Source organism: Streptomyces arenae, assembly GCF_022343545.1.
Classification (GTDB): domain Bacteria; phylum Actinomycetota; class Actinomycetes; order Streptomycetales; family Streptomycetaceae; genus Streptomyces; species Streptomyces humi.
The window spans coordinates 57,215-69,965 of sequence record NZ_JAKQYH010000066.1 but is presented as its reverse complement, the minus strand read 5'-3'; the positions used below and the strand labels follow the sequence as shown (position 1 = coordinate 69,965).

Here is a 12,751-nt window from a genome sequence, read left to right as displayed (position 1 = left end):
CCGCCCCGCCTCGGCCCGCGCGGCACGAGGGCGCGCAACGACCCAGGTACGCACGGGATTTCCCGCGGAGGCCGCCGGTCCGCCCTTCCGAAGCGGGGGTGCCTGCTGACAGACTCCGCAAGGTGCCAGACTTCGACATGCTCGTCATCGGATCCGGACCCGGCGGCCAGAAGGCCGCCATCGCCGCGGCCAAGCTCGGCCGCCGGGTCGCCGTGGTCGACAGCCCCGAGATGGTCGGCGGTGTGTCCATTCACACCGGCACCATCCCCTCCAAGACCCTGCGCGAGGCGGTCCTCTACCTGACCGGACTCACCCAGCGCGACCTGTACGGCCAGAGCTACCGGCTGAAGGAGGACATCACCGTCGCCGACCTGACCGCGCGCACCCAGCACGTGGTCAGCCGCGAGGTGGACGTCATCCGCAACCAGCTCTCCCGCAACCACGTCACCCTCTGCTCCGGAACCGGCCGGTTCGTGGACCCGCACACCGTCGCGCTGCGCGAACCGAACGGCGACGAAAGGCTGTTGACCGCCGAGCACATCGTCATCGCCACCGGCACCCGGCCGGCCCGCCCGGACAGCGTCGAGTTCGACGGCCGCACCATCATGGACTCGGACAACGTGCTGTCGCTGGAGCGGGTGCCGCGCTCCATGGTCATCGTGGGTGCGGGCGTGATCGGCATGGAGTACGCCTCGATGTTCGCGGCGCTCGGCAGCAAGGTCACCGTGGTCGAGAAGCGCGCGGCCATGCTCGACATGTGCGACGTCGAGGTCGTCGAGTCGCTGAAGTACCACCTCAGGGATCTCGCCGTGACCTTCCGCTTCGGGGAGACCGTGGCCGCCGTCGAGCGTCACCCGCGGGGGACGCTGACCGTGCTGGAGAGCGGCAAGAAGATACCGGCCGACACGGTGATGTACTCGGCCGGGCGGCAGGGCCTGACCGACGGACTCGACCTGGACAGGGCGGGCCTCGCGGCGGACCGGCGCGGCCGGATCACGGTGGACGAGCACTTCCGCACCGAGGTGCCGCACATCTACGCCGTCGGTGACGTCATCGGCTTCCCGGCGCTGGCCGCGACCTCGATGGAACAGGGCCGGGCCGCCGCGTACCACGCCTTCGGGGAGCCGGTCGGGCAGATGGACCACCTCCAGCCGATCGGGATCTACACCATTCCGGAGATCAGCTTCGTCGGCCGCACCGAGGACCAACTCACCGAGGACTGCGTGCCGTTCGAGGTCGGGGTGGCCCGTTACCGGGAGCTGGCCCGGGGGCAGATCATCGGCGACTCGCACGGGATGCTCAAGCTGCTGGTCTCCCCCGAGGACCGGCGCCTGCTCGGCGTGCACTGCTTCGGAACCGGAGCGACAGAACTGATCCATATCGGTCAGTCGGTGATGGGCTGCGGCGGCACGGTCGACTATCTGGTGGATGCGGTGTTCAACTACCCGACGCTCGCGGAGTCGTACAAGGTCGCTGCCCTGGACGCCACGAACAAACTGCGCCAGCTCGACCGGCTGGAGGACTGAGGGTTCCCGGAACCACTGCTTCCGGCGTGCGGGTTGGCCCACTGAAGTGGCATATGTGATTACCGGTCAGTCAGCTTGAAAGGTCAAAGAGGGCCGCTATAGTCACACCCACACACGCGGTGTGACCGTTCGCAGACTCTCGGCATGCGGCCCGCGCCGCGCCTTTTCTCGCTTTCTGACCGGCCGCTTGCCCGAGGTCACCCCTCGACGGGTACGAGGCGGGTCGCGCACCCCCCACCCGTACCACCGCGGGCCTGCACTCCCGTGCGCCCTGCACGACCGGAAAGCAGCACAACCATGAGCATCAACAGGGGCAGAGGGCTACAGGCCAACGCCCTCGGCACGTTCGACACCGTGGTCATGGCCGTGGCGGGCAGCGCACCGGCGTACTCGCTGGCGGCGACCACCGCGGTCCTGGTGGGGGCGGTGGGCCTGGCCAGTCCGGCGGCCCTGCTGTGGTGCGCGATACCGATGCTGGGCATCGCGCTCGCCTTCAGCTACCTCGGCCGCATCGACGTGAACGCCGGCGCGAGCTATTCCTGGGTGGGCCGCACCCTGCACCCCTTCCTGGGTTTCGTCAGCGGCTGGGCCCTGGTGGTGTCCGCGACCATCTTCATGGTGGCCGGCTCCCTGCCCGCCGGCTCGATGACGCTGTCCCTGTTCGACGAGGGTCTCGCCGACAACGTCGCGCTGTCCACGGTGGTCGGCGCCGCCTGGTTCGTGATCATGCTGGTGGTGGTGCTCGGCGGCGCCCGCCTCACCGTGCGCGCCCAGCTGGTGATGTCCGGGATCGAGCTGGCGATCCTGCTGCTCTTCGCGGTGCTGGCCCTCTTCCACACCGGCAACGCCCGCGCCTTCGACTGGTCGTGGCTGGGCTTCAGCCACTTCGACGGCGTCTCCGGCTTCGCCTCGGGGGCGCTGATCGCCGCCTTCTACTACTGGGGCTGGGACGTCACCAGCAACCTCAGCGAGGAGACCCGCAACTCCCGCCGTACGACCGGCCTCGCGGGTCTGATCGGTGTGGGCATCGTCTTCGCCCTGTTCGAGGTGTTCACCATCGCGGTGAACGTGATCCTGTCCTCGGACCAGATCGCGGCCAACGACGCCAACGTGCTCGGCGCGCTGGGTGACCAGATCTGGCCGGGCTGGGGCGGCAAGCTGCTCATCGTCGCCGTGATGCTGTCCACCATCGCCACCCTGGAGACCACCCTCATCCAGGTCACCCGCTCGCTGTTCGCGATGGGCCGCGACCGTACGATGCCGGCCGCGCTGGGCCGGGTGCACCGCACCTGGAACACCCCGTACGTGGCGATCGCCGTGGTCGGCGCGGTGGCGCTGGCGATGTTCATCGCGTCCAACGCCCTCGGCTCGGTGGGCGAGATCCTCTCGGACGCCATCTCGGCGATCGGCCTCCAGATCGCCGTCTACTACGGTCTCGCCGGTCTCGCGGTGGTCGTGGCGTACCGCAAGATGCTGTTCAAGTCGGCGGGCAACTTCCTGCTCGGCGGGCTGTGGCCGCTGTTCGGCGCCCTGTTCATGTTCTGGATCTTCGTCGAGTCGTTGGGCGAGCTGAGCGGCGCGGCGATCGCGATCGGCATCGGCGGCCTGGCCGTCGGCCTGATCCCGATGCTCTGGTACTGGAAACAGGGCAGCGACTACTACCGGCCGGCCAAGCTGGACGCCACCCGCACGGTCGAGGCCGACTGGGTCCCCGACGAGCACGCCACCGCACAGGCCCGGGCCTACGAGGGCCTCCCCACCGATTTCTGAGGTACGAGTCCGATGGCGCGAGACCGCTTCGCCCCCGACTTCGACCCGGACTGCGGGGACGAATCCCTCACCTCGGCCCGTCAGGACATCGTCATCGGCCGCTGGCAGGGCCTGCGGGCACTGCTGCGGACGACGGGGTCCGACTGGCTCGCCCGCGGGCACCGGGTCCGGCTGCTGGCGCAGGCCTGCGCGGGCAGTTCCACGGCGGAGTCCTGGCTGGCCGCCGAGCCGCACAGCGCCGACGCGCTGGTGCTGCGGGCGGCGACCGAGACGGCACGGGCGTTCACCCTGGCCATCTCGGCGGGCCGGGGCGCCCCGATCGACCGGTCCAGGATCGACACCGCCGTACTGGCCTCCCTGGCCGCCGCGGACGCACATCCACAGGACCCGACCCCGTGGGTCTCCCTGATCTCGGTGGCCCGGCTGTACCCGGCCGGGGTACGCCGGCAGGAACTCGCCCGCTGGTGGGACGAGTTGCACCGGCGCGACCCGTACAACGTGGAGGGCCATCTCCAGGTGCTCCACTACTACTCCGCGCGCTGGCACGGCACCCACGGCCTGATGTACGACTTCGCCCGCGACGCGGCCGGGGTCGCGCCGCCGGGCTGCGCGCTGCCGGTACTGGTCCAGTACGCCCGCGTCGAGGAGTTCCGGTACATGATGGACGGCGCACAGGGTCAGGCCTCGGTGGGGATGAGCCAGCACTGGAAGCACGACGGCGCGGTCAGCGACGTACGGCGGACCTGGCAGCGCTGGATCGCCCAGCGCGGTGAGGTACCGGTGGCCCCGGGCGAGCTGCGTGACCTGAACTTTCTGACGCACGCGGCCTGCCAGGCGGGCGTCACGGACGTCGCGGCGGACCTGCTGCGGCTCCAGGGGCGGCGGGCCACCCGCACCCCCTGGTCGTACACCGGTGATCCGGAGAAGCAGATCGTCAAGTGGCACGCGGATCTGAAGGTGCGGGTGCGCGACTGAGGCGGGGCCGGCGGGTCAGCCCTCGGCCTGCTCGGCAGGCCGGGCGAGGCCCGTCGTCCACTTCTCCTCGATGCGGCCGGCCTTCCAGATCAGCAGGGCCAGCACCCAGGTGGCGAAGAAGAGACCGACGATGACGAAGCCGACGGTGTTGAGGTCGAGGCCGGCCACCCAGTCCCAGAAGGCGCCGTGCAGGTCCAGCTTGTCGGCGAGCAGGCCGAGGAGTTCCACGGTGCCGATGATGAGGGCGACGGCGACGGACAGACCGGTGATGGTGAGGTTGTAGTAGACCTTGCGGACCGGCTTGGAGAACGCCCACTCGTAGGCGAAGTTCATGAACGAGCCGTCGATGGTGTCGAGCAGCGACATGCCGGCCGCGAAGAGCACCGGCAGGGTCAGGATGGCGTACCAGGGCAGCCCGGAGGCGGCGCCGGAGCCGGCCAGGACCAGGAGGGCGATCTCGGTGGCGGTGTCGAAGCCCAGGCCGAACAGCAGGCCGAGCGGGTACATCTGCCAGGGCTTGCTGATCGAACCGGTCACCCGGCCGAGGAAGCGGTTCATGAATCCGCGGTTGTTGAGCTGGGTCTCCAGGGCGGCCTCGTCGTAGGCGCCGGAGCGCATCTGCCGGAAGACCTTCCAGATACCGGCCAGGATCACCAGGTTGATGCCGGCGATCAGGTAGAGGAAGGTGCCGGAGACCGTCGTCCCGATCAGGCCGGTGACCTCGTGGAGGTGCGAGCCGTCGTCCTGGACCGGTCCGGCCAGGGCCTTCATGCCGAACGAGAGCAGCAGGGACAGGCCGAAGACGATGCTGGAGTGGCCGAGGGAGAACCAGAAGCCGACCGACAGCGGGCGCTGCCCCTCGCCCATCAGCTTGCGGGTGGTGTTGTCGATGGCCGCGATGTGGTCGGCGTCGAAGGCGTGCCGCATGCCCAGCGTGTACGCGGTCACGCCGATCCCGATCCCGAACGACTCGGTGCCGACGCTGAAGTGCTGCGGGGCGATGATCCCGACCAGGGTGCCCCAGCCGATGACGTGCAGGGCGAGCACGAAGCCGGCCATCCCGCCGACCCTGATCCACTCCTGTCGTGTCATGGAGCCGCGGACACGGTGCCAGGCCGAGCGCTTGGTCTCGGCCTGGGCGGGGAGGGACGGAGCGGAACCAGGGGCGGCCGTCATCGGGGGGTGGCATCCTTCGGTCGAGCGACGGGCAGCTGCCGACGGCAGCCTGGTGCCATTCTCCCGTACTTGCACATCGTTCGCAGCAAGGATCGCGACAGGCCTTCCCCAAGAGATCACCATGGGAAGGCAAAAGCCGGTCAGGCGGTCAGGCGGTCAGGCGGTCAGGCGGTCAGCAGTCCGCTCCCCAGCCAGTCCTTGGCGTTCCTCACGCCCGGCAGGGCGAAGAAGTAGCCGCCGCCGGTCGGCGAGATGTAGTCGACGAGGGGCTCGTCGATCAGCCGGGTCTGGGTGGCCTCGAACTGGCGCTTGACGTCCTGGTTGTAGCAGCAGAAGACCAGGCCCATGTCGAGATTGCCGACGGCGTCGATCCCCCGGTCGTAGTTGTAGCCGCGACGAAGGATCCGGGAGCTGTCGCTCGCGGGGGTGCGCGGGTTGGCGAGCCGGATGTGGGCGTCCAGCGGGATGGCGTTGCCCTTGGGGTCCTTGGCGTAGTTGGGGATGTCGGTCTCCTTGGCGCCGTCCAGCGGGGCGCCGGTGTCCTTGCGGCGGCCGAACATCTTCTCCTGCTCGCTGAGCGAGACCCGGTCCCAGAACTCCACGAGCATCCGGATGATCCGGATCACCTGGTAGCTGCCGCCCGCGGTCCAGGCGGGCTCGCCCTGGCCGTCGCCGACCCAGATCAGCCGGTCGGTCTCGCGGGCCGAGCGCACGTCCGGATTGGCGATGCCGTCCTTGAAGCCGAGCAGGTTGCGCTGGGCGCCGGTCGGCCGCGGGGCGTTCTGGAAACCGTCGATCCGCCACTTGATCTGCATCGCGCCGCGGGTGTGCCTGGCGATGTCACGGAGCGCGTGCAGGACGGTGTCCGTGCTGTTCGCGCAGATCTGGAGCGAGAGGTCACCGTGGCACTCGGCGGCCCTCAGGTTGTCGTTCGGGAAGGTCCGCATGGGCGTCAGCCGGGCGGGTTTCGCCTTCGCCAGGCCGTAGCGGTCGTCGAAGAGGGAGGCACCGACGCCGACGGTGACGGTCAGCGCGTCCGAGGGCACGTCGGGCCCGAGGATGCCGTTGTCGGAGGGCGGCGCGCCGACACCGAGGTCCTCCGGGGTGCCGCCGGAGGTGAGGAGCCGGGCCCGCGCGGTGATCGTCTTCAGCAGGTCGGCGAGCTCCTGCCGGCTGTCGGCGATGACGTCCAGGGAGACGAAGGTGGCGGCGGCCGGGGCCGGGGTGAGGATGCCGGCCTGGTGGGCGCCGTGGAAGGGGACCTTCGAGGTGCCGCTCGCGGCGGCGGCCCGGGCCTCGGCGGTGCCGCCGGCCTGGCTCAGCGCGAAACCGCCGCCGGCCAGCGCCGCGCCCGCGGCCCCGGCGCCCAGCGCGGTCCGCACGAAGGAGCGGCGGCCCGCGCCCATCGGGCAGGACGGGGTGTCGGCAGCGGACATCGGAGGGTTCCCTTCGTCGTACGGGTGCGGGTGCTGGTGTGCCGCGGGGTTCATCAGGCGGACTTCCTGATCTCCAGGAGGTCCGGCACCGGCGCGAGGTCCTCGAGGAGCTGCCCGGTGGCCCCGCTGATCCGCTGCCGGGTGCCGGTGTCGAGCTTCTCGACGGGGGTCCAGACGGTGCCCCGGTGTTCGGCGTCGAGGAGCCCCTGCAACCGGGCGATGTCCGCGTCGACGGCCGGCAGCAGCTTCGGTGCCCGGGTGGTCAGCAGCGGCCTCAGGACGGTGAGCAGCTCGCGGGTGCCGGCCAGGTTGGCGTCCGCGGTGGCGAGGTTGGTGCCGCTGCCCTCGTCGGTGTCGGCGGTCAGCTCGAACTGGAGCGTGTTCTCCAGGATCTCGTGGGCGCGCAGCGGCAGGTCGCCCGGGTCGAAGTCCTGGGTGGGGAAGGCCTTCTGCAGCCCGGCGGCGGCGTCCGCGAGTGCCTGCGCCGGAGCCTTCAGCCGCGCGGCGGACTGGCCGTGCCACAGCCCGTACTCGATCCGGTGGAACCCGGCGAAGCCCTGGTCGGCGACGCCGCCGGGCAGGCCGTCGGCGCGGCCGTTGATCTTCTGGTCGAAGTCCTCGAAGGTGCCGTACGCGGCGCCGAGGGAGGAGTAGGTGAGGTGGGCGGTGAGCCAGTCGCCGCGGGCCCGGTCGAGGTGGCCGCCCGCGATGTCGGCGTCGAGCGCCCGGGTCTGGGCGACGAGGGTGGCGAGCCCCTGACCGACGTACGCCTTGTACGCCTTGAGCGGTCCGGCCAGGTCGTTCTCGGACACCGGTACGACCGCCTTGGCGCCGCTTCCGTGGCCGCTGACGGTGACCGGCCTGGAGGTGACGGCCTTGCCGCCGGTGGGGACACAGCGCCAGGCGTAGGTGCCCCCGGCGACGGTGGCGACCAGGGAGCGGGTGGTGCCGGGGGCGAGGCCCTCGATCTCGCCGTAGACCGCGTTGCTGCCCGGGTCGATCAGATACACCTCGGAGGTCTTGCTGCCGGTGTTCTGCATCTGGAAGGTCTGCCGGCCGGTCTTGGGCGCGCTGAAACCCTTGCCGCACTCGGTCTCGGAGACGGCGACGGTCTGGCCGCTGCCGGGCTTGGGCCGGGCGAGCGCGACGACGAGCCCGGCGACCACGGCGGGAACGGCCACCACAGCAACCGGAACCACCCACCCGGGCCGCCTACCCACCCCCCGGCCGGACTTCCCCCCGGCCTCCGACCGCCCGTCGGCGGGCTGCGAACCGGCCGCGGCGGCCGTCGGCTCGGGCCGGGCGGTGGTGGTGGCCGTCGGGACCGGTCGGGCGGCGGCGGTCGTCGGCTCCGGTCGGGCGGCGGCGGTCGTCGGCTCCGGTCGGGCGGCGGACGGCTTCGCCGCGGGCGTGCGGACTCCGCGGGTGAACAGTGTCATGACGACGGCGAGGTAGGCGGCGTAGCCGGTCACCTGGAGCCAGGTCATGGTCGGCGTGATGTTGAGGACGCCCTGGAGGAGGGTGCTGTACCAGGAGCCCGCGTCGATGCTGCCGCCGAGGTCGAAGGCGTACGCGGTACTGCCCGGCAGCACCCCGCCCTCCTGGAGGTCGCGCAGCCCGTAGCCGAGGACGCCGGCCGCGATGACGATGAGGACCGCGCCCGTGCGGGTGAAGAACTTCGTCAGGTTGATCCGCAGGACGCGCCGGTACAGGCCCCAGCACAGGCCGGCCGCCAGGACGAGGCCGATTCCGGCGCCGGTCAGCGGGCCCGCCGACTCGCCTGCCGCCTGGGCGGTGGTCCACAGGAACAGCGCGGTCTCCAGTCCCTCGCGGCCCACCGCGAGGAACGAGGTGACCACCAGGACACCCGAGCCCATGGCGAGCGCCCCGGTCACCTTCTCCTTGATCTCACCGGAGAGGTTGCGGGCCGAGCGGCGCATCCAGAAGACCATCGCGGTGACGAAGGCGACCGCGATCACGCTGAGCGTGCCGCCGAAGGCCTCCTGCGCGGTCGCGGACAGCGACGCGGCGGTGAAGGTGAGCACCGCTCCGAAGCTCAGCGCCAGCCCGATCGCGGCGAGGACGCCGGTCCACACCTGCGGCAGCCGTTTCCCGGCCCCGGCCCGCACCAGCGTGGCGACGAGGATGGAGACGATCAGCCCGGCCTCCAGGCCTTCCCTCAGTCCGATCAGGAAACTCGGAAACGCGTCGTCCCACATCCGCCGCAGCCCTCCCCGGCAGGCCCGTCCCCGCCCCTTGGCTCGAACTTAGTGAAGGCATGCCTTACTTGCGCTCGACCATGATGACTACACCCATGTAGTCAACCGGTCATGAACGGGCAATGGTGCGGCAAAAGCCGCGACGCGGCAGGGCATCCCCCGGAGGGGACACGGCCCCACCGGGGAACCCGCCGGGGCCGGACATCGTTTAGAGTGCGATAGACCGTCTACAGAGGTGTAGTCGACGGTGGGTTCCGCTCGCGGCCCCCGCCGGACCGGAACGAAAGGGCGCGTGCCGATGACCACTCCCCCACACCCGCTGGCGTCGCAGCTCGCCGTCAACGTACTGGACGCGCACTCGCTGCTGGCCGCCTTCGGCGTGCTGGGCGTCGGTGTGGTGATGTTCGCCGAGACGGGACTGCTGATCGGTTTCTTCCTGCCCGGCGACTCGCTGCTGTTCACCGCGGGTCTGCTCTGCACCGGCACCTCCGGCCAGAGCCTGCGGCTCTCGCTGCCCGCCCTGCTGGTGGCCGCGGCGGTCGGCGCGCTGGCGGGCTCGCAGACCGGGTACCTGCTGGGCCGCAAGGCGGGCGGCGCGCTGCTGGCCCGGAGCGGTTCGGCACGGCTGCACGAGGGAGCCAGGCGCGCCGAGGAGCTGCTGGAGCGCTACGGCCACGCGAAGGCGATCGTGCTGGCACGCTTCGTCCCGGTGGTCCGCACGGTGCTCAACCCGCTGGCCGGGGCCCTCGGGGTGCCCGTCCGCACCTTCACCCTCTGGCAGGTCGTCGGCGGTCTGGCCTGGAGCCTCGGACTGACGCTCGCCGGGTACGCGCTGGGCTCGTCGATCCCGAACGTGGACCGGTACCTGCTGCCGATCATCGCCCTGATCGTGGTGGTGTCGCTCATCCCGCTGGCGGCCGAGCTGCTGCGGTCCCGCAGGGCCGCGCGGGAGTCGTGAACCGCAAGCGGGTCACGGAGTTCGCCGGGAGCGCGGCGCTGGGCGCCTGGGTCGCCTTCGGGGCCCTGGCCCTCGTCGTCAGCGGCCGGCACGGCGTCCCGCTCGCCCTGGACCGGACCCTGCACGCCTGGTCGCTCGGGCACCGCCCGGACATGGCGGTGGCCGTGGCCCGGGGCATCACCGTCACCGGCACCGGGCTCGTCCCCTACGCCCTCGTCGTCCTGGCCGGCCTGCTGACGGGCCGGACCACGCGACGCCGGCTGGGCGCCGTCCTCCTGGGCGTCTTCTGTCTCGCCCTGGGGCAGACGGCCCGCTACGCCGTGATGGAGCTGGTCGCCCGCCCCCGGCCGGCCGAGCAGGACTGGCAGACACATGCCTCCGGCTGGTCGTTCCCGTCCGGCCACAGCACCACGGCCGCGCTCACCGCCGGCCTGGTGCTCCTCGCCATGGCCGTACGTGCCCCGCACGGCCGCTGGGGGTGGCGCGCGACCGTCGTGTGCTGGGCGCTCGCCGTGGGGCTGACCCGGATCTACCTAGGGGTGCACTGGTTCACCGACGTGCTCGGCGGCTGGCTGTTCGCCGTCGGCTGGCTCGGGGTGTGGGTGTGCGTGGCGGCCCGCCTGCTGCCGCGGCGGTGGCTGCCGCCCGGCCCGGACACGCCGGCTGAGGCACCGGACCTGCCCGCGCCCACCGGCTAGAGAGGGTCCGGACGCCGTCTCAGGGCGTGGCGTTCGGGCCGTCCGGGCGGGTTCGGCGGTGGGCGACCATCTCCCGGGTGAGCTCCTCCGTCTCGGCCTGCGGCAGCCGTTCGAAGCCCTCGTCCGTGATGACCGAGACGATGGGGAAGATACGGCGGCTGAGGTCGGGGCCGCCGGTCGCCGAGTCGTCGTCCGCCGCGTCGTAGAGCGCCTGGAGGGCGGTCAGGGCGGCGTCCCGGCGGGTCAGACCCGGGCGGTACAGCTTCTTCAGGGCACTCCCGGCGTACGGCGAGCCGCTGCCCTCGGCGTGGAACTCGCGCTTCTCGTAGAGCCCGCCGGCCACGTCGAAGCTGAAGATGCGGCCGTGTGCGCCCGCCGGCGCCTTGGGGTCGTAACCGGCGAGCAGCGGGACGACGGCGAGGCCCTGCATGGCCTGGCCGAGGTTCTCCCGGATCATCGCGGCGAGCCGGCGGGCCTTGCCGTCGAGGGTCATGGCGACGCCCTCGATCTTCTCGAAGTGGGTCAGCTCGACCTGGTAGAGCTTGACCATGTCGAGGGCGAGCCCGACCGTGCCGGCGAAGGCCACCGCCGTGTGGCCGTCGGCGGGGTGCACCTTCTCCAGGTCGCGCTGGGCGATCAGGTTGCCCATGGTGGCCCGCCGGTCGCCGGCGATCAGCACGCCGTCGCGGTAGGCGAGGGCGAGCACGGTGGTGCCGTGCGGGAAGGCGCCGGGCGGCGCGGTCGTACCGGCGGGCAGGGGGCTGCGGGTGGGCAGCAGCGCGGGACGGTGCTCGGCGAGGAACCGCGTGAAGGACGAGGTGCCGGGCGTGAAGAACGCGTCGCTGAGGCGCCCCGCGGTGCCGGACTCCCGTGTGTCGCCACCGCTGTGGTCGTTCGCTGTCATGCGACTCCCCCTCGACTTCCCGTCGTGCCGGCCGACGACACCGGACTCCTACCTGATGCGGGCCGCCGGGAAACGCCCGCCCGGTCACAGCGCCCGGCGCCGGATCAGCAACCCGAGCACCAGCAGGCCCGGCAGCAGCGGCAGCCACACGGTCAGCAGCCGGTAGCCGAGCACGGCGGAGGCCGCCGCGGCGGCCGGGGTGCCGGAGGCGGTGAGGGCGAGGGCGAGGGCCGCGTCGAGCGAGCCGAGGCCGCCCGGGGTGGGCAGCAGTGCGGCGGCGCCGCTGGCGGCGAGGTAGAGCAGCATCACCCGGGTCGGGGACAGCGGCAGTTCGATCGCCTGGGTGACGGCGATCAGGACCAGCGAGTGCAGCGCGGCGAAGGCGAGGGAGCCGCCCCACAGGGCGGCCGACCGGGCGGGGCTGGCGTGCACGGCCCGGATGTCGGCCGACACGGCACCCACCGCGCCCCGGCAGCGCGGCCACCACCGGGTCCGGAACAGGGCGGCGACCAGCGCGGCCGCCGCGGGCACGGCCAGGAACACGGCCGTGGGGGCGTGCGGGATCCGCAGGAGGCCGGGACAGGCGGGGGCGAGCGCGCCGATGAGGGCCAGCCGGACGACGACACCGGCGGTCGCCTTGACCGCGAGCGCCGACGCGCTGCGGCCGGCCGGCAGTCCGCAGCGCATCAGGAAGCGCACGTTGACCGCGCCCGCGCCGAGCCCGGCGGGCAGCAGGTGGTTGGCGGCCGAGGCGGCGAACTGCGCGGCCACCAGGCGGCCGCCGGGCAGCCTCTCGGTGACCGCGCCCTGCTGGGCGAGGGCGGAGGACGCCCAGGTCCCGAGCGCGGCCAGGGCCCCCAGCAGCAGCCACCCCTGGTCGGCGACGGCGAGCCGGACGGCCCCGTCCTCCACCGTGGGCCAGTGCCGCCGCACCAGGTAGGCCCCGCCGAGCAGCAGGGTCAGACCGAGCCCGGCCTGCCAGTAGGGGACCTGCCGGCGGCCCGCGGCGGGTGCGGCTTCCGACGGTGCGGTCATGACCCGGCCACCGCCGGTACGGCGCGGACCGCACACGGCGAGCCGGCCCGGCGG

General features: G+C 72.1%; 10 protein-coding genes. 5 read left to right on the top strand and 5 right to left on the bottom strand.

The window, feature by feature from the left end; translation table 11 throughout:
- The first annotated feature begins 122 nt into the window (after positions 1–122).
- From sthA to MB828_RS30685, 3 genes are all read left to right on the top strand, one after another.
- Complete coding sequence (sthA, locus tag MB828_RS30695; protein WP_301651017.1) at positions 123–1,526, top strand: Si-specific NAD(P)(+) transhydrogenase; 1,404 nt, start codon at positions 123–125, stop codon at positions 1,524–1,526.
- A gap of 297 nt (positions 1,527–1,823) precedes the next feature.
- Positions 1,824–3,296 (top strand): APC family permease, encoded by a 1,473-nt coding sequence (locus MB828_RS30690; RefSeq protein ID WP_133022858.1) that lies wholly within the window; start codon positions 1,824–1,826, stop codon positions 3,294–3,296.
- A 12-nt stretch (positions 3,297–3,308) separates the two neighbouring features.
- A complete protein-coding gene (locus MB828_RS30685; protein WP_301651016.1) occupies positions 3,309–4,271 on the top strand; it encodes a hypothetical protein in 963 nt (320 codons plus the stop codon).
- A gap of 15 nt (positions 4,272–4,286) precedes the next feature.
- Here MB828_RS30685 and MB828_RS30680 read toward each other — a convergent pair whose 3' ends face one another.
- From MB828_RS30680 to efeU, 3 genes are all read right to left on the bottom strand, one after another.
- The gene (locus MB828_RS30680; protein ID WP_207920521.1) at positions 4,287–5,447 is read right to left on the bottom strand and encodes a HoxN/HupN/NixA family nickel/cobalt transporter; all 1,161 of its coding nucleotides are present in this window, start codon (positions 5,445–5,447) and stop codon (positions 4,287–4,289) included.
- Between the two features lie 164 nt (positions 5,448–5,611).
- A complete protein-coding gene (gene efeB / locus MB828_RS30675) occupies positions 5,612–6,883 on the bottom strand; it encodes an iron uptake transporter deferrochelatase/peroxidase subunit (protein WP_301651015.1) in 1,272 nt (423 codons plus the stop codon).
- Between the two features lie 53 nt (positions 6,884–6,936).
- Positions 6,937–9,102 (bottom strand): iron uptake transporter permease EfeU, encoded by a 2,166-nt coding sequence (gene efeU / locus MB828_RS30670; protein ID WP_301651014.1) that lies wholly within the window; start codon positions 9,100–9,102, stop codon positions 6,937–6,939.
- Positions 9,103–9,400: 298 nt separating this feature from the next.
- Here efeU and MB828_RS30665 point away from each other — a divergent pair, with 298 nt between their 5' ends.
- Positions 9,401–10,060: a DedA family protein gene (locus tag MB828_RS30665; RefSeq protein ID WP_301651013.1), complete on the top strand. Its 660-nt coding sequence runs from the start codon at positions 9,401–9,403 to the stop codon at positions 10,058–10,060.
- Positions 10,057–10,758 (top strand): phosphatase PAP2 family protein, encoded by a 702-nt coding sequence (locus MB828_RS30660; RefSeq protein ID WP_301651012.1) that lies wholly within the window; start codon positions 10,057–10,059, stop codon positions 10,756–10,758. The genes MB828_RS30665 and MB828_RS30660 overlap by 4 nt, the downstream gene beginning before the upstream one ends.
- Before the next feature lie 19 nt (positions 10,759–10,777).
- On the opposite strand, the gene prcB is transcribed toward MB828_RS30660, so the two are convergent.
- Both prcB and MB828_RS30650 read right to left on the bottom strand, forming a co-directional pair.
- Positions 10,778–11,662 (bottom strand): proteasome subunit beta, encoded by an 885-nt coding sequence (gene prcB, locus MB828_RS30655; protein WP_301651011.1) that lies wholly within the window; start codon positions 11,660–11,662, stop codon positions 10,778–10,780.
- An 84-nt stretch (positions 11,663–11,746) separates the two neighbouring features.
- The gene (locus tag MB828_RS30650) at positions 11,747–12,697 is read right to left on the bottom strand and encodes a lysylphosphatidylglycerol synthase domain-containing protein (protein ID WP_301651010.1); all 951 of its coding nucleotides are present in this window, start codon (positions 12,695–12,697) and stop codon (positions 11,747–11,749) included.
- Positions 12,698–12,751: the final 54 nt, after the last annotated feature.